The sequence below is a fragment of the Phaeovulum molybdatiresistens genome, assembly GCF_023544865.1.
Taxonomy (GTDB): domain Bacteria; phylum Pseudomonadota; class Alphaproteobacteria; order Rhodobacterales; family Rhodobacteraceae; genus Pontitalea.
This window is the reverse complement of record NZ_JAMJFX010000012.1, coordinates 33,724-50,423: the sequence shown is the minus strand read 5'-3', so window position 1 is coordinate 50,423 and position 16,700 is coordinate 33,724. Positions and strand designations below refer to the sequence as shown.

Below are 16,700 nucleotides of genomic sequence, written 5' to 3'. Positions count from 1 at the left end.
CTTCAGAAAAAGATATCGCCCGCGGCGATCGGCAGGCGGCCCTTTGCCGTCTGCAGGATCATCGCGCCGCTGTCGTCGATGGTTTCAAAGATGCCTTCATGGGTTTCGTGGCCGGTGCGCGCCAGGATGCGCTGACCGATGCGCGCGGCGCGCGCCAGCCAGGCGGTGCGGATCGGGCCGAAGCCCCAGGTCTCTAGCTGCCCCTGCCAGCGGGCAAAGGCCTGCGCCAGGATCGGCAGGAAATCCTCGGGCGGGATGGACAGGCCGGTTTCGCCGCGCAGGCTGACCGGGGCAACGGCGCCGGGTTCCAGCAGGCCCGGATCGGGCGCCTCGGCCAGGTTCACGCCGATGCCGATGGCCAGATGTGACAGGCTGGCCCCTGACCCGATGCTTTCCAGCAGGATGCCCGCGACCTTGCCGCCGTTCAGCAGCACATCATTGGGCCATTTGATCGCCAGCCCCGCGGCGGGCCCCGCAACGCGGGCCAGCGCCTCATCCAGCGCAAGGGCCGCGACAAAGGAATAAAGCGCGGCCTGCGGCAGGCCCCCCTTGGGACGCAGGACCAGCGTCGCCGCGAAATTGCCCACCGGCATGTGCCAGTCGCGCCCGCGCCGGCCGCGCGCGGCGGTTTGTTCCTGGGCAAAAACCCAAGCTGGCCCCGACAGATGCGGGGCCAGGCGGGCGGCCTCGGCCATGGTGCTGTCGACCCGGCCCAGGACGTGGCGCGCCACGCCCTCGGGCCAGTCGGCGGGATCAGCGGACAAGCGCGCTGGCCGCCGCCGCAGCGGCGCCCTCGACCCCGAACAGGTTGACCACGCCCGCGATCATCACCAGCGCGGATGCCATCAAAAGCACCCATTGCACCGCCGGCATGCGGGTATCCAGCGCCTCGGTTTCGGACCCGAAATACATGAAGAAGACGATGCGCAGGTAGTAGAAGGCACCGATCACCGACGCGATCACCCCCAGCACCACCAGCCAGACATAGCCCGCATCCAGCGCCGCCTTCAGCACGGCGAACTTGGCGAAGAAGCCCAGCATCGGCGGCACCCCCGCCAGGCTGAACAGCAGCACCAGCATCGCCATCGCCTTCAACGGCTCACGCCGGGAATACAGGTTCAGCGCGGCGATATCGGTGACTGGCTGGCCATCGCGTTCCATCGACAGGATGAAGGCGAAGGTGCCGATGTTCATGGCCACATAGATCGCCATGTAGATCAGCATCGCCTGCACGCCCGCCTCGGTGCCCGCGGCCAGGCCCAGCAGCGCAAAGCCCATATGCGCGATCGAGGAATAGGCCATCAGGCGCTTGATGTTGCGCTGGCCGATCGCGGCGACCGCGCCCAGGAACATCGAGGCCACAGCCATCAGGCCCACGATCTGGCCCCACTCGCCCGGCACTTGGCCGAAGGCGTCATGCACCAGACGCGCCAGCAGCGCCATTGCCGCCACCTTGGGCGCGGTGGCAAAGAAGGCGGTGACCGGCGTGGGCGAGCCTTCATAGACGTCGGGCGTCCACATGTGGAACGGCACCGCCGACACCTTGAACGCCAGACCCGTCAGCAGGAACACCAGACCAAACAGCACGCCCAGCGGCAGATGCCCGGCCTCGACCACGGTGATGATCCCGGCAAAGGACGTCGTGCCCGCAAAGCCATAAACCAGCGAGGCACCATACAGCAGCAGCCCCGAGGACAGCGAGCCCAGCACGAAATATTTCAGCCCCGCCTCGGACGACTTGGCGCTGTCGCGGCGCAGCGAGGCCACGACGTAAAGCGCCAGCGACTGCAGCTCCAGCCCCATATAAAGCGCGATCAGATCGCCCGCCGACACCATCATCATCATGCCGACAACCGCCAGCGCGACAAGGATGGGATATTCGAACCGCAACAGGCCGCGGCGCGTCATGTAATCCGCGCTCATGGCCAGGACGGCGGCACCGGACAACAGCACCGCCACCTTGGAAAACCGCGCGAAGGCGTCATCCAGGAACATGCCGCCAAAGGCCGCCCGCGCGGGCCCGCCATTCAGCCCGATCCAGGCCGCAAGGCCCAGGAACACGGCGACCGTGGCCCACAGGATCGCGCCGGCCGTCTTGTCCTTGCCGGTCCAGACACCGCCCAGAAGCGCCGCCATCGCAAAGACCGCCAGCAGGAATTCCGGCAGGACCGTGGAGAAATCCGCAGAAGTCATGGTTGTTTCTCCCTCACTGCCCGGCCAGCGCCACTTCGGTGGCGGGCAGGCTTGCATGATAGTCTTGGATCAGCTGGCCGACCGAAGGCCCGATGATGTCGGTCACAAGGCTGGGATAGACGCCCAGCAGCAGCGTCATCACCACCAGCGGCGCGAAGATCGCCTTTTCGCGGCGGTCCATATCGGTGATGGCCTTCAGGCTTTCCTTGATCAGGTCGCCAAAGACCACACGGCGATACAGCCACAGCGCATAGGCCGCCGACAGGATCACCCCCGTGGCCGCAACCGCCGCCACCCAGGTATTGGCCTGGAACACGCCCATCAGCGTCAGGAATTCGCCGACAAAGCCGCTGGTGCCCGGCAGGCCCACATTGGCCATAGTGAAGAACATGAAGATCAGCGCATAGGCCGGCATCCGGGTCACCAGACCGCCATAGGCGTCGATTTCCCGCGTGTGCATCCGGTCATAGATGACGCCCACACACAGGAACAGCGCGCCCGAGATGAAGCCGTGCGACAGCATCTGGAAGATCGCCCCGTCGATACCCTGCTGGTTCACCGAGAAGATCCCCATGGTAACATAGCCCATATGCGCGACCGAGGAATAGGCGATCAGCTTCTTCATGTCGGACTGCGCCAGCGCCACAAGGCTGGTGTAGACGATGGCAATCGCCGACATCCACAGAACCACGCCGCCCAGCACCTCGGACCCCACGGGGAACATCGGCAGGCTGAAGCGCAGGAAGCCATAGCCCCCCATCTTCAGCAGCACCGCCGCCAGCACGACCGACCCTGCGGTCGGCGCCTGCACGTGCGCATCGGGCAGCCAGGTGTGAACCGGCCACATCGGCATCTTGACCGCAAAGCTGGCAAAGAACGCCAGGAACAGCAGCGTCTGCAGCCCGCCCACGACATGCACCCCCAGCACCGAGAAGCTGTCAGAGGCAAATTCATGCGCCAGCAGCTTGACCATGTCGGTGGTGCCCGCATCCTGATACATGGCGATCATCGCCACCAGCATCAGAACCGACCCGAGGAACGTGTAAAGGAAGAACTTGAACGCGGCATAGATGCGATCCTTGCCGCCCCAGATACCGATGATCAGGAACATCGGGATCAGGCCTGCCTCGAAGAACAGGTAGAACAGCACCAGATCCAGCGCCACGAAAACGCCGATCATCAGCCCTTCCAGCACCAGGAAGGCGATCATGTATTCCTTGACGCGGGTTTCCACGTTCCAGCAGGCCGCAATCGTCAGCGGCATCAGGAAGGTGGTCAGCATCACGAACAGAACCGAAATCCCGTCCACGCCCACCTTGTAGGTAAAGCCCATGATCCAGGCGCGTTCTTCAACGAACTGGAAGCCGGTGTTGGCCGGATCAAAGCCCGTCAGCAGGAACAGCGACACCAGGAAGGTCGCCGTGGTCGCGGTCAGCGCGAACCACTTGGCATTGCGATCCGCCGCGGCACCGCCGCCGCGCTGCACCAGCGCCAGGATCGCGGCCGCCACCAGGGGGACGAAAGTGATGATGGAAAGCAGGTTTTCCATTAGTTGGACCCCCCGGCCAGAACGACCCAGAACATGAGCACCACGATGCCGATGACCATGGCGAAAGCGTAGTGGAACAGATAGCCCGACTGCATCCGACCCGCGAGCCGCGTCAGCCGCGGGATCAGACCCAGCGCCACCCCGTTGATCGCGCCGTCGATGACGGCCCCGTCGCCCTTCTTCCACAGGAAGGCGCCAATCCACTTGGCGGGGCGGACGAAGATCCAGTCATACAGCTCGTCGAAATACCACTTGTTGAGCAGGAACTGATAGAGCGCGGGCTGCGCCTGGGCCAGTTTCTTCGGGGTTTCGGGCGAGCGGATATAGAACACCCAGGCCGTCAGCAGACCGATCAGCATGGCCACGAAGGGCGACACCTTGACCCAGGCGGGCACGTCATGCGCCTCATGCAGGACATGGTTGCTTTCGGCCATGAAGATGGCACCGGCGAACCAGTCGTTCACCTGTTCGGTCGAGCCGAAGAAGGGCCCATACCAGATCATCCCGGCAAAAACCGCACCAAGCGCCAGCACGCCCAGCGGCACCAGCATCACCATCGGGCTTTCATGGGCATGGTCATGCGCATGATGATCGCCCCGCGGCTTGCCCCAGAAGGTCAGGAACATCAGACGCCAGCTGTAGAACGAGGTGAACAGCGCCGCCACCACCAGCGCCCAGAAGGCAATGCCGCCATGGGTCCCGGCAAAGGCGCTTTCGATGATCGCATCCTTGGACAGGAAGCCGGCAAAGCCGAAATGGGTCAGCGGAATGCCCACGCCGGTGATCGCCAGCGTGCCGATCAGCATCGCCCAGAAGGTCAGCGGGATCTTTTTGCGCAGGCCGCCGTAATTGCGCATGTCCTGTTCGTGGTGCATCGCATGGATGACAGACCCCGCGCCCAGGAACAGCATCGCCTTGAAGAAGGCATGCGTCAGCAGGTGGAACATCGCCACCGAATAGACGCCGACACCGGCCGCCACGAACATATAGCCCAGCTGCGACATCGTCGAATAGGCGATCACGCGCTTGATGTCGTTCTGCACAAGGCCGATCGTCGCCGCGACAAAGGCGGTCGCCGCCCCCATGTAGACGATGAAGGTCTTGGTTTCGGGCGCAACTTCATAAAGCGGCGACATGCGCGACACCAGGAAGACACCGGCGGTGACCATGGTCGCGGCGTGGATCAGCGCCGACACCGGGGTCGGACCTTCCATCGCGTCGGGCAGCCAGGTGTGCAGCAACAGCTGCGCCGATTTGCCCATCGCGCCGATGAACAGCAGGAAGGTCAGCAGCACCGCCGCGTTCCATTCCGTCCACAGGAAGGTGATCTGCGTTTCCGCCAGCGTGGGTGCGGCGGCAAAGATGTCGTCCATCGCGATGGAATCGACCAGCATGAACAGCCCGACGATGCCCAGCATGAAGCCGAAATCGCCCACGCGGTTGACGACAAAGGCCTTCATCGCCGCGGCATTGGCCGAAGGTTTCTTGTAGTAGAACCCGATCAGAAGGTAGGACGCCACGCCCACGCCTTCCCAGCCAAAGAACATCTGCACCAGGTTGTCCGACGTCACCAGCATCAGCATCGCAAAGGTGAAGAACGACAGATAGGCGAAGAACCGCGCCTTGTAATGTTCGTGATGGGTCCAGTTGTCGTCATGGGCCATGTAGCCCCAGGAATACAGATGCACCAGCGCCGAGACCGTATTGACCACGATCAGCATGATCGCCGTCAGCCGGTCCAGCCGGATCGACCAGGCGGTATCCAACGTGCCCGATTGCACCCAGTCCAGGATGTGGATCTGCCGGGTCACCCCGTCAAAGCCCAGGAAGACGATCCAGCTGAGCGCGGCGGCCAGGAACAGCAGGCCCGTGGTCACCGCCATCGCGCCCTTTTCGCCGATCAGCCGCCAGCCGAAGCCGGCGATGATCGCCCCCACCAGCGGGGCAAAAAGAATGATCGTTTCCATCTGCCCTTACCCTTTCATCACGTTGACGTCTTCGACGTCGATCGAGCCGCGGTTGCGGAAGAAGGTCACCAGGATCGCAAGCCCGATCGCGGCCTCGGCGGCGGCGACGGTCAGCACGAACATGGTGAACACTTGCCCGACCAGATCGCCCAGATGCGCCGAAAAGGCGACCAGGTTGATGTTGACCGACAGCAGGATCAATTCGATCGACATCAGGATGACGATGACGTTCTTGCGGTTCACGAAGATGCCGAAGATGCCGGTGACGAACAGGGCGGCCGCCACGCTCAGGTAATGTTCAAGTCCGATCATCGCTGTCCCTCCGGGGTCTGGCCCCTTCTTTCATTCGTTCCGATGCGTGCCATTCACAGGCCCTGCCCCGGTTTGACATCCACCAGTTCCATCGCCTTGGCCGGATCGCGGTGCATCTGCGCCAGCACATCCTGGCGCTTGACATCCTTGCGGTGGCGCAGCGTCAGCAGGATAGCGCCGATCATCGCCACCAGCAGGATCAGGCCCGCGGCCTGGAACAGGTAAAGATATTTGTCATAGATCAGCAGGCCCAGGGCGGCGGTGTTTTCCACCCCGTCCGGCGCCGGCGCCATGCGCAGGTCCTGCGCCCCCTCGGCGGCCTGCCAGGCGCCAAAGGCGATGCCCAGTTGCAGCAGCATCACCACGCCGATCAACAGGCCCAGCGGCATGTAGCGCGCCAGCTCGCCCTTCAGCTCGGCAAAGTCGATGTCCAGCATCATCACGACGAACAGGAACAGCACCGCGACCGCGCCGACATAGACGATGATCAACAGCATCGCCACGAATTCCGCGCCCAGCAGAACGAACAGCCCCGCCGCCGACAGGAAGGCCAGGATCAGCCACAGGACCGAGTGGACCGGGTTCTTCGACACGACCACCATGAAGCCCGCGACCACCGCCGAAATGGCAAAGAGGTAAAAGGCGAACGCAAACACCGTCATGTGTTTTCCCCCGATTTTTCGTCAAAGACCGTCTGCGCGATTTCCAGCGCGCGGGTCATGGCGGGCACACCGCCGAACATGCTCATCTGAAAGATCACCTCGGCGATCTCACGTTGCGTGGCCCCCGCTTCCAGCGCGTGGCGGATCGTCAGGCGCAGCTGGGCATCGGCCTGCGCGCCCAGAACCGTCAGCGCCGCGATCGTGACCAGAAGGCGCGTGCGCGCATCCAGCCCCTCGCGGTTGAAGGTCTTGCCGAACCACATCTCCATCATGTCCTTGGACATGGTGGGGAACAGCTTTTCCATCGCGGCGGGGTTGAAACTTTCCAATGCCGGGTTGAAGGCGCGGGCCATTTCCTGGCCCTGCTCCATCATGGTCTTGAAAAGTTTCTGAAATTCCTCGGTCATCTGTAGGGCGCGTCCAGCTCGATGTTGCGGGCGATTTCCGCTTCCCAGCGCGCGCCGTTCTCAAGAAGCTTTTCCTTGTTGTAGAACAGCTCTTCGCGGGTTTCGGTGGCGAATTCGAAATTCGGCCCTTCGACGATCGCATCCACCGGGCAGGCTTCCTGGCACAGGCCGCAATAGATGCATTTGGTCATGTCGATGTCATAGCGCGTGGTGCGGCGGCTTCCATCGTCACGCGGTTCGGCATCGATGGTGATCGCCTGCGCGGGGCAGATCGCCTCGCACAGCTTGCAGGCGATGCAGCGTTCCTCGCCGTTGGGATAGCGCCGCAGGGCGTGTTCGCCCCGGAAGCGCGGCGACAGCGGGCCCTTTTCATGCGGATAGTTCAGCGTGGGCTTGGGCGCGAAGAAGTATTTCATCCCAAGGCCAAAGCCCTTGATGAAATCGACCAGCAGGAAATATTTCGCGGCCCGGGTGTAATCGAACGCCATATCAGCCCCCCATCGTCCAGCGGGCCCAGAAGCCGCCGAGAACTTCGAATTTCGCAAGGAACGCCACGATCACGACCCAGGCCAGCGACAGCGGCAGGAACACCTTCCAGCCGATCCGCATCAGCTGGTCGTAGCGGTAGCGCGGCACGATCGCCTTGACCATGGCGAACATGAAGAAGAACACCCACATCTTCGCCACCATCCACAGCACCCCGTCCGGGATGCCCGGGATCGGCGACAGCCAGCCGCCAAAGAACAGCAGGCTGATCAGCGCGCACATCAGGAAGATGGCGATATATTCGCCGGCCATGAACAGCAGATACGGCGTCGAGGAATATTCCACCATGAAGCCCGCAACCAGTTCAGATTCCGCTTCCGGCAGGTCAAAGGGCGGGCGGTTGGTTTCGGCCAGCGCCGAGATGAAGAACAGCACCACCATCGGCAGGTGCGGCAGCCAGTACCAGTTGAACAGACCGTAATCGCCCCGCTGCGCCTCGACGATCGCCGACAGGTTCATCGAGCCGGTCGAGATGATGATGCCGATGATGATCAGGCCCAGCGACACCTCATAAGAAATCATCTGCGCGGCCGACCGCAGCGAGCCCAGGAACGGGTATTTCGAGTTCGAGGCCCAGCCGCCCATGATCACGCCGTAGACTTCCAGCGAGGACACGGCAAAGACGAACAGGATCGCCACGTTGATGTCGGCCAGCACCCAGCCTTCGTTGAACGGGATCACCGCCCAGGCCAGGATCGCCAGCACCAGGCTGAGCATCGGGGCCAGGAAGAAGACGAACTTGTCCGCCCCCGCCGGCACGACGATTTCCTTGACGACATACTTCAGCGCATCCGCCACCGATTGCAGCAGACCGAACGCCCCCACCACGTTAGGGCCCCGCCGCATCTGGACCGCGGCCCAGATCTTGCGGTCGCCATAGACGAGGAACAGAAGCGAGAGCATCACGAATGCGATGATCCCCAGACCCTGCACCGCGATCAAAAGCGCGGTGCCCAGTGGTGTTGCCAGAAACTCAGCCATTTTGTCCCTCAGACCGCCTTGTCGTTCAAACCGTCGGTATTCCCTGTTCCGCGCATTGGACGCTTAATGCCTTGGCATCAAGCGTCCGCAAGCCACGGGGCAGCGCGGGCGACAGGGTGTAGACCGCATCCGCCCGCCAGACGCCACCCGTTTCCTCAAGGATCGTGCGCAGATGGCGCGCGAACCCGTATCCGTTGCCGATCGCATGGCCCGCCACGGCACAATCGGCATAATCCGTCACCGCTTGCGGGGTGCTGGCCCCGGCCAACGCCACATGGATGCGCACCAGCCCGTCGTCATCCAGAACCTCGGCCCGCGCGCCCTGATAGCGGGGCGGCTCGGCCGCCACCGCCTCGGGTGCGGCCCCTTCCGCCGGCGCGCAGGCCGCCAGCCCGGCCAGAAGGCCGGGGGCAAGGCGCGCGGGGGTCAGGGCGTGGCGCATCGGCTTACTCCGCCGCCAGCGGCGCTTCGCGGCGCGCCTTGGCCATCGCCGACAGTTCCGCCATCAGGGTCGAGGCCCGCGCAACCGGGTTGGTCAGGTAGAAGTCGCGCACCGCATGGCGGAAGCTGGCCGCGCCCATGTCGCGCAGGCCCACCGGCTGCCAGTCGTTTTCGGGCACGCTGTCCACCTGTGCCAGATGCGGCACCGCCGCGACCAGCGCCCGGCGCAGCCCGGCCAGATCGTTCCACGGCTGCGTCGCGCCCAGTTCGGCCGACAGCGCGCGCAGGATCGCCCAGTTTTCCTTGGCCTGACCGGGGGCAAAGCCCGCGCGGAAAGCCAGCTGCGGGCGCCCTTCGGTGTTCACAAACAGGCCGTTTTCTTCGGTATAGGCCGCCCCCGGCAGGATCACATCGGCGCGGTTCGCACCGCGGTCGCCGTGGCTGCCCTGATAGATCACGAACGGCCCACCTTCGGCGCGCGGGGTGATTTCCACCTCATCCGCGCCCAGGTTGTAGATCACCTGCACACCGTCGATCGCCGCCAGCAGGCCGCCTTCGGTGACCGCGCCCACATCCATCGCGCCGACACGGGCCGCGGCGGTGTGCAGCACCAGCATCTTGCCGCCCATCTTGTCGGCCAGCGCCATCGCATGGGCCAGAACCGCCTCGCCATCGGCCTCGGACAGGGCGCCCTGCCCCACGATGACCAGCCCGCCTTCGACCGGCGCGGCCGAAGCCACGGCGCGGGCCAGCGCCGCGCGATCTTCGCCCAGATGGGTATAGCCATAGGTCAGATCCGCCGCCGGGCCGATCACCGAAACCTCGGCCCCCTGCGACCAGACCTTGCGGATGCGCGCGTTCAGCACCGGCGCCTCATTGCGCGGGTTGGTGCCGATCAGCACGATCGAGCGGGCCGCATCGATATCGGCAATCGCCGCGTTCCCGACATAGGCAGAACGATTGCCGATCGGCAGGCGCGCGCCATCGGTGCGGCATTCGACGCTGCCGCCCAGCCCTTCGACCAGCTGCTTCAGCGCAAAGGCCGCCTCGACCGGGGCCAGATCGCCGACCAGACCCAGCACCTTGCCGCCCTTCATCGCGGCGGCGGCGGCCCCCAGCGCCTCGGCCCAGGTGGCTTTGCGCAGCTTGCCGTTTTCGCGGATATAGGGCGTGTCCAGACGCTGGCGGCGCAGGCCGTCCCAGACGAAACGGGTCTTGTCGGAAATCCACTCCTCGTTCACGCCGTCATGGTTGCGCGGCAGGATCCGCATGACTTCGCGGCCCTTGGTATCGACGCGGATGTTCGACCCCAGCGCATCCATCACGTCGATGGATTCCGTCTTGGTCAGTTCCCACGGACGGGCCGTGAAGGCATAGGGCTTTGAGGTCAGCGCGCCGACCGGGCACAGGTCGATGATGTTGCCCTGCAGGTTGCTGTCCAGCGTCATGTTCAGATAGCTGGTGATCTCGCTGTCCTCGCCGCGCCCCGTTTGGCCCATCTGGGTGATGCCCGCCACCTCGGTGGTGAAGCGCACGCAGCGGGTGCAGGAAATGCAGCGCGTCATGGCGGTGGACACCAGCGGCCCAAGGTTCAGGTTTTCCGAGGCGCGCTTGGGTTCGCGGTAACGCGAGAAGTCGACGCCATAGGCCATCGCCTGATCCTGCAGGTCGCATTCGCCGCCCTGGTCGCAGATCGGGCAATCCAGCGGGTGGTTGATCAGCAGGAATTCCATCACGCCCTCGCGGGCCTTCTTGACCATGGGGCTGTTGGTCTTGATGACGCTCGGCTCGCCATTCGGGCCGGGGCGCAGATCCTTGACCTGCATCGCGCAGCTTGCGGCGGGTTTCGGTGGACCGCCCACGACCTCGACCAGACACATCCGGCAGTTGCCGGCGATCGACAGCCGTTCGTGATAGCAGAAACGCGGCACCTCGATCCCGGCCTGTTCGCAGGCCTGGATCAGCGTGAGGTTCGGATCGACTTCGACTTCGTGGCCGTCGATGATGATCGTTCTGAGGTTCGACATGGTTCCGATCCTGTCCGTCAAATGGTGCCGCGGCGGGTGCCCGCGCGGAATTGGGTTGCAGGGCTCATGCACAGCCCTCCGGGTAGATCCAGGCGCCTTCGTGGAAATGGTCGCGGATGGAACTGTCCACCCCGCCCGGCCCACAGATCGCATCCGCCGCGCGCCGCGCCTCGGCCCCGTCGGCATAGCCGAAGGGCACCCCAACGCGGGTGACGCGCAATTCCCCCGACGGCCCCGCGACCACCGCATAGCCCGGCACCGCCCGCAGCGCCGGTTCGGCCAGCGGCGCGGCGCAGGCGGTCAGCGCCAGCGTGCCAAGCATCAGGGGAAAGGCGGATTGCATCTGCTTCACTCCGCCGCCATTGCGCCCATGCGACCGGTCTTGCGCGCCTTGATCCGGTCTTCGATTTCCTCGCGGAACTGACGCACAAGGCCCTGGATCGGCCAGGCGGCCGCATCGCCAAGCGCGCAGATCGTATGGCCTTCGACCTGCTTGGTGACCGACAGCAGCATGTCGATTTCCTCGATCTCGGCTTCGCCCCGGACCAGACGGTCCATCACGCGCATCATCCAGCCGGTGCCTTCGCGGCAGGGCGTGCACTGGCCGCAGCTTTCGTGCTTGTAGAATTTCGACAGCCGCCAGATCGCCTTGATCACATCGGTCGACTGATCCATCACGATCACCGCCGCCGTGCCCAGGCCCGAGCGCTGTTCGCGCAGCCAGTCGAAATCCATGATCGCCTCATCGCATTGCGCGGCGTTCAGCATCGGCACGGATGACCCGCCGGGGATCACCGCCTTGAGGTTCTTCCAGCCGCCACGCACGCCGCCACAGTGACGATCCAGCAATTCGCGCAGGGAAATCGACATTTCCTCTTCGACGACGCAGGGATTGTTTACGTGACCCGAGATACCGAACAGCTTGGTGCCCGCGTTGTTCGGCCGGCCAAAGCCCGCAAACCACGACGCGCCACGGCGCAGGATCGTGGGCACGACGGCAATGGATTCGACGTTGTTCACCGTGGTCGGGCAGCCATAAAGGCCGGACCCTGCCGGGAACGGCGGCTTCATCCGGGGCATGCCCTTCTTGCCTTCCAGCGATTCCAACAGCGCGGTTTCCTCGCCGCAGATATAGGCGCCCGCGCCGTGGGCCAGATAAAGGTCAAAGTCATAGCCCGACTTGCAGGCGTTCTTGCCGATCAGGCCCGCCTCATAGGCCTCATCGATCGCGGCCTGAAGCGCCTCACGCTCGCGGATATATTCGCCGCGAATGTAGATATAGCCCGCAACCGCGCCCATCGCGAAGCCCGCGATCAGGCAGCCCTCGACCAGCGTATGCGGGTCATGGCGCATGATTTCGCGGTCCTTGCAGGTGCCGGGTTCGGATTCGTCGGCGTTCACCACCAGATAGGCCGGGCGCCCATCGGACGCCTTGGGCATGAAGGACCATTTCAGCCCCGTGGGAAAGCCCGCGCCCCCCCGGCCCCGCAGGCCCGAGGCCTTCACCTGCTCGACGATCCAGTCGCGGCCATTGGCCAGGATGCCGGCCGTGCCGTCCCAATGGCCACGCGCCATCGCGCCTTTCAGCGAACGGTCGTGCATCCCGTAGAGGTTGGTAAAGATCCGATCCTGATCTTTCAGCATGTGAAGTCCCTCAATTGCCCTGACCTAGTTCCCCGAGCCGCCGGAACCCCGGCGCCAGATGCGCCAGGTCACGACCAGCGCAAAAACATAAGCGGCGATCGCCGCAAGATCGATCAGGAAGGCGATGCTCGGGTCCAGCCCCAGCCGCTTTCCCAGCCATTGCGCGGCCAGCCACAGCACGGTCGCAGCCGCAATCACAAGGGCGGCCAGCCGACCCTCGCGTGCGTTCAACCCGTTCTGTCCGCCCTGCTGCGCCATTCAACCCTCAGTAATCGTTCGTCTTTGCCCGTTCGAGGAAGCGATCAAGCCCCTCCTCGACGATGATCTTCGCCTGCGCCACCCATTTGTCGCGGCTGACACGCCCGCGAAAGCCCTTCAGGTTGGCATCCATCCAGGCCACCTCGGCCTCGCCCCATTTCGCGATCTGGTCGTAATGCCAGATCCCAAGCCCGTTGCAGGCCTTTTCCAGCGCGGTGCCGATGCCTTCGATCTTCTTCAGATCGTCCGCACCCGCCTTGCGCGGCGCCTTCATCGCGCGGGGTTTCTTGCCGCCCTCGGCCACCGGCTGCGCCTTGACCTTGGCGGGCGCCTTGGCTTTGGCAGCAGCCTTGGTTTTAGCAGGCGCCTTGATTTCGGCAGGCGCCTGTTCGGTGACCGGCGCAGGTGCCGCGCTGGCCGGCACCTCCGCCGGGGTCGGCGCCGCCGCTTGCGGGGGAACGGGTTCAGCCGCCGCCGGCGCGGGCGTCAGCGTCACAGGCGCGGCGTGCAGCGGTGCCGCCAGACGGCCCTGACAGAACCCCCAGACCAGAAAGCTGCCGAACAGGCCCGCGGTGACAAGGCCAAGGAAAAGGGCTGCGACAAAGCCGGCATGGCTGGCCAGCACGAACCCAAAGACGACCAGGCCCGCAATCGCGCCTGCCGCCCAGGATTTGCCCCGGCATCCATTGTCCAGTTCGGTCATCCCTCTCTCCTTCGCCCGCGGGCCTGCTGCGCCTTAGTCTTCGTAAATCCCGTCCTTCTTCGCATGGGCCGAGAATTCGGTCTCTTGTCCCGTCGCCAGAACCTTGGCCTGACCGATCCAGCCATCGCGGCTGGCGCGGCCCTTGAAGCCTTCCAGATTGGCATCGACCCAGGCCAGTTCAGCCTCGGTCCAGGCGGCGATCTGATCGAAGTGATAGATCCCCATGGAATGCAGCAGCGCTTCCAGCTTGGGGCCCACGCCCTTGATCAGCTTCAGATCATCGGCTTTGTCGCCGCGCGGCGCATCCAGCAACGCGGGCTTGTCCCCCGCGGGCGCGGCTTCGGCCTTGGGGGCTGCGGGCGCGGCCTTGGCGGCGGCCTGCTGCACGGCGGACATCGGGCGCTGTCCCGCGCCCATCGTGCCGATCGGCCCGTGCTGGCCCGACATCTGCCAGGGCATGCGCAGCGGCACCTCGGTGCCATCGATGCGCTTGAGCGTGTCGCCGATGTCCACCGCGCGCTGGACCGAACCGTTGTAGGGGTGCTTGTCGCCCGGCAGATCCTTGAGCGAGGTCAGACCCGACGCCGGTTCCGAGGCAAAGCGCCCGATCTGCGACCCCGGACGCGGCGTCTTGCCCGCGGCCATCTCATCGATCAGATGGGCGAAATTCTCGGCGGTCAGGTCTTCGTAATAATCCTTGCCGATCTGGGCCATGGGCGCATTGGCGCAGGCGCCAAGGCATTCCACCTCTTCCCAGGAAAACTTGCCATCGGCCGAGAGCTGGTGCGGTTCCGGCGCGATCTTGTCGCGGCAGACCTTCATCAGATCCTCGGCGCCGCAGATCATGCACGACGTGGTGCCGCAGATCTGGAAATGCGCGACCGAGCCCACCGGGGCAAGCTGGAACATGAAGTAGAAGGTCGCCACCTCAAGCGCGCGGATATAGGGCATGTCCAGCATGTCGGCGACATATTCGATCGCCGGGCGGGTCAGCCAGCCTTCCTGTTCCTGCGCGCGCCACAGCAGCGGGATGATCGCGCTGGCCTGACGGCCCACCGGATATTTGGTGATCTGCCCCTTGGCCCATTCCAGGTTGGCGGGGGTAAAGGCAAAGCTTTCGGGCTGGGTATTGTGAAGGCGGCGCAGCATCAGCGGTCAATCTCCCCGAACACGACATCCATCGTGCCGATGATGGCCGACACGTCGGCCAGTTGGTGGCCTTTCGCCACGTAATCCATGCTTTGCAGGTGCAGATAGCCCGGCGCGCGGATCTTGGCGCGATAGGGTTTGTTGGTGCCATCCGACACCAGATAGACACCGAATTCGCCCTTGGGCGCCTCAACCGCGGCATAAACCTCGCCGGCGGGGACGTGGAAGCCTTCGGTGTAAAGCTTGAAGTGATGGATGAGCGCCTCCATCGAGGTCTTCATCTCGCCGCGCTTGGGCGGGGTCATCTTGCCGCGCGCCAGCACGTCGCCCTTTTCGACCCGCAGCTTGGCGCAGGCCTGACGGATGATGCTGGTCGATTCCCGCATTTCCGCGACGCGCACCAGATAGCGGTCATAGCAATCGCCGTTCTTGCCGACGGGGATCTTGAAGTCGAATTCGTCGTAGCATTCATAAGGCTGGCTGCGGCGCAGGTCCCAGGCCAGGCCCGAGCCGCGCACCATCACCCCGGAATAGCCCCAATCCAGGATGTCCTGTTCGGTGATGATGCCGATGTCGGCGTTGCGCTGCTTGAAGATGCGGTTTTCGGTCAGCAGGCCTTCGATATCGTCCAGCACCTTGGGGAATTCGACGGCCCAGGCGTCGATATCCTCGATCAGCGCGGGCGGCAGATCCTGATGCACGCCGCCGGGGCGGAAATAGTTGGCGTGCAGACGCGCCCCGCAGGCGCGTTCGTAGAAGATCATCAGCTTTTCACGCTCTTCGAACCCCCACAGCGGCGGGGTCAGCGCGCCCACGTCCATCGCCTGCGTGGTGACGTTCAGCAGGTGGTTCAGGACGCGGCCGATTTCGGAATACAGAACCCGGATCAGGCTGGCGCGGCGCGGCACGACGGTGCCGGTCAGACGTTCAATCGCCAGACACCAGGCATGTTCCTGGTTCATCGGCGCCACGTAATCCAGCCGGTCGAAATAGGGCAGGTTCTGCAGGTAGGTCCGGCTTTCCATCAGCTTTTCGGTGCCGCGATGCAGCAGCCCGATATGCGGGTCGGCGCGTTCCACAATCTCGCCGTCCAGTTCCAGCACCATCCGCAGCACGCCGTGTGCCGCCGGGTGCTGGGGCCCGAAGTTGATGTTGAAATTGCGGATCTTCTGCTCGCCGGTCAGAACGTCGTCAAGGCTGCCGTCCATCGTGTCACCTTCCGTATTGCCAAGAAAGCGGGCCCAAGGGCCCGGCTGGCTCAACCCTGCTTTTCGTCGCCGGGCAGAATGTATTGCGCGCCTTCCCAGGGGCTGAGGAAGTCGAACTGCCGGTATTCCTGCGTCAGCTTGACCGGCTCATAGACAACGCGCTTCTGCGCCTCGTCATAGCGCAGTTCGACATAGCCCGTGGTCGGGAAATCCTTGCGCAGCGGATGGCCGCGGAAGCCATAGTCGGTCAGGATGCGACGCAGGTCCGGGTGCCCCGAGAACAGGATGCCGAACATGTCGAACACCTCGCGCTCAAACCAGTTGGCGGCGGGGAACGGCCCGGTGATCGAGGGAACCATGTCCTCCTCGCGCACGGCGGCCTTCACGCGGATGCGCTGGTTGCGATACATCGACAGGAACTGCCAGACCATGTCGAACCGCGCCGGGCGCTGCGGCCAGTCGATCGCGGTGATATCGACCAGGCTCGAGAACCGGCAGCTGGGATCGTCCTTCAGGAATTCCACGAATTCCACGATCGAGCTGGCGGTCACCGTCACGGTCAATTCGCCAAAGGCCACCTCGGTCGAGACGACATCGGAGGCGCGCTTCAGCTCGATATGGGCGGCAAGTTCTTTCAGGGCTTCGGACATTGT

At 64.4% G+C, this 16,700-nt stretch carries 18 protein-coding genes; all 18 read right to left on the bottom strand.

Features of this window, described 5'->3' with window-relative positions; genetic code table 11:
• Positions 1 to 2: 2 nt before the first annotated feature.
• The 18 genes from MXB90_RS10030 to MXB90_RS09945 all read right to left on the bottom strand — a co-directional run bounded on the left by MXB90_RS10030 (position 3) and on the right by MXB90_RS09945 (position 16,697).
• Complete coding sequence (locus MXB90_RS10030; RefSeq protein ID WP_284040797.1) at positions 3 to 764, bottom strand: biotin--[acetyl-CoA-carboxylase] ligase; 762 nt, start codon at positions 762 to 764, stop codon at positions 3 to 5.
• A complete protein-coding gene (gene nuoN, locus MXB90_RS10025; RefSeq protein WP_250044194.1) occupies positions 754 to 2,193 on the bottom strand; it encodes an NADH-quinone oxidoreductase subunit NuoN in 1,440 nt (479 codons plus the stop codon). Before nuoN ends, MXB90_RS10030 begins: the two co-directional genes overlap by 11 nt.
• 13 nt (positions 2,194 to 2,206) lie before the next feature.
• Complete coding sequence (locus MXB90_RS10020) at positions 2,207 to 3,742, bottom strand: NADH-quinone oxidoreductase subunit M (RefSeq protein ID WP_250044192.1); 1,536 nt, start codon at positions 3,740 to 3,742, stop codon at positions 2,207 to 2,209.
• Positions 3,742 to 5,709, bottom strand: coding sequence for an NADH-quinone oxidoreductase subunit L (nuoL, locus tag MXB90_RS10015; RefSeq protein WP_250044191.1), 1,968 nt, complete (start codon positions 5,707 to 5,709; stop codon positions 3,742 to 3,744). The genes MXB90_RS10020 and nuoL overlap by 1 nt, the downstream gene beginning before the upstream one ends.
• A gap of 6 nt (positions 5,710 to 5,715) precedes the next feature.
• A complete protein-coding gene (gene nuoK, locus MXB90_RS10010) occupies positions 5,716 to 6,021 on the bottom strand; it encodes an NADH-quinone oxidoreductase subunit NuoK (RefSeq protein WP_250044189.1) in 306 nt (101 codons plus the stop codon).
• Positions 6,022 to 6,074: 53 nt separating this feature from the next.
• The gene (locus tag MXB90_RS10005; protein WP_250044186.1) at positions 6,075 to 6,683 is read right to left on the bottom strand and encodes an NADH-quinone oxidoreductase subunit J; all 609 of its coding nucleotides are present in this window, start codon (positions 6,681 to 6,683) and stop codon (positions 6,075 to 6,077) included.
• Positions 6,680 to 7,090, bottom strand: coding sequence for a carboxymuconolactone decarboxylase family protein (locus MXB90_RS10000; RefSeq protein WP_250044184.1), 411 nt, complete (start codon positions 7,088 to 7,090; stop codon positions 6,680 to 6,682). The genes MXB90_RS10005 and MXB90_RS10000 overlap by 4 nt, the downstream gene beginning before the upstream one ends.
• Positions 7,087 to 7,578 carry an NADH-quinone oxidoreductase subunit NuoI gene (gene nuoI, locus MXB90_RS09995; RefSeq protein WP_250044182.1) on the bottom strand — a complete coding sequence of 164 codons (492 nt, stop codon included), beginning with the start codon at positions 7,576 to 7,578 and terminating at the stop codon, positions 7,087 to 7,089. Before nuoI ends, MXB90_RS10000 begins: the two co-directional genes overlap by 4 nt.
• Before the next feature lies 1 nt (position 7,579).
• A complete protein-coding gene (gene nuoH / locus MXB90_RS09990; protein WP_250044180.1) occupies positions 7,580 to 8,617 on the bottom strand; it encodes an NADH-quinone oxidoreductase subunit NuoH in 1,038 nt (345 codons plus the stop codon).
• A 25-nt stretch (positions 8,618 to 8,642) separates the two neighbouring features.
• Positions 8,643 to 9,059 (bottom strand): hypothetical protein, encoded by a 417-nt coding sequence (locus tag MXB90_RS09985; protein ID WP_462982275.1) that lies wholly within the window; start codon positions 9,057 to 9,059, stop codon positions 8,643 to 8,645.
• Between the two features lie 4 nt (positions 9,060 to 9,063).
• Positions 9,064 to 11,085 carry an NADH-quinone oxidoreductase subunit NuoG gene (gene nuoG / locus MXB90_RS09980; RefSeq protein ID WP_250044178.1) on the bottom strand — a complete coding sequence of 674 codons (2,022 nt, stop codon included), beginning with the start codon at positions 11,083 to 11,085 and terminating at the stop codon, positions 9,064 to 9,066.
• Between the two features lie 64 nt (positions 11,086 to 11,149).
• Positions 11,150 to 11,428, bottom strand: a complete 279-nt coding sequence (locus MXB90_RS09975) for a hypothetical protein (protein WP_250044176.1) — start codon at positions 11,426 to 11,428, stop codon at positions 11,150 to 11,152.
• Positions 11,429 to 11,433: 5 nt separating this feature from the next.
• Positions 11,434 to 12,729 carry an NADH-quinone oxidoreductase subunit NuoF gene (nuoF, locus tag MXB90_RS09970; protein ID WP_250044174.1) on the bottom strand — a complete coding sequence of 432 codons (1,296 nt, stop codon included), beginning with the start codon at positions 12,727 to 12,729 and terminating at the stop codon, positions 11,434 to 11,436.
• A 24-nt stretch (positions 12,730 to 12,753) separates the two neighbouring features.
• Positions 12,754 to 12,987: a DUF5337 domain-containing protein gene (locus MXB90_RS09965; protein WP_250044172.1), complete on the bottom strand. Its 234-nt coding sequence runs from the start codon at positions 12,985 to 12,987 to the stop codon at positions 12,754 to 12,756.
• Between the two features lie 7 nt (positions 12,988 to 12,994).
• Positions 12,995 to 13,690 carry an endonuclease gene (locus tag MXB90_RS09960; RefSeq protein ID WP_250044170.1) on the bottom strand — a complete coding sequence of 232 codons (696 nt, stop codon included), beginning with the start codon at positions 13,688 to 13,690 and terminating at the stop codon, positions 12,995 to 12,997.
• A gap of 33 nt (positions 13,691 to 13,723) precedes the next feature.
• Entirely contained in the window at positions 13,724 to 14,839 is a 1,116-nt protein-coding gene (gene nuoE / locus MXB90_RS09955; protein ID WP_250044168.1) for an NADH-quinone oxidoreductase subunit NuoE, read from the bottom strand.
• The gene (locus MXB90_RS09950; RefSeq protein ID WP_250044166.1) at positions 14,839 to 16,047 is read right to left on the bottom strand and encodes an NADH-quinone oxidoreductase subunit D; all 1,209 of its coding nucleotides are present in this window, start codon (positions 16,045 to 16,047) and stop codon (positions 14,839 to 14,841) included. Before MXB90_RS09950 ends, nuoE begins: the two co-directional genes overlap by 1 nt.
• Before the next feature lie 50 nt (positions 16,048 to 16,097).
• Positions 16,098 to 16,697 carry an NADH-quinone oxidoreductase subunit C gene (locus tag MXB90_RS09945; protein WP_250044164.1) on the bottom strand — a complete coding sequence of 200 codons (600 nt, stop codon included), beginning with the start codon at positions 16,695 to 16,697 and terminating at the stop codon, positions 16,098 to 16,100.
• Between the last annotated feature and the right edge of the window lie 3 nt (positions 16,698 to 16,700).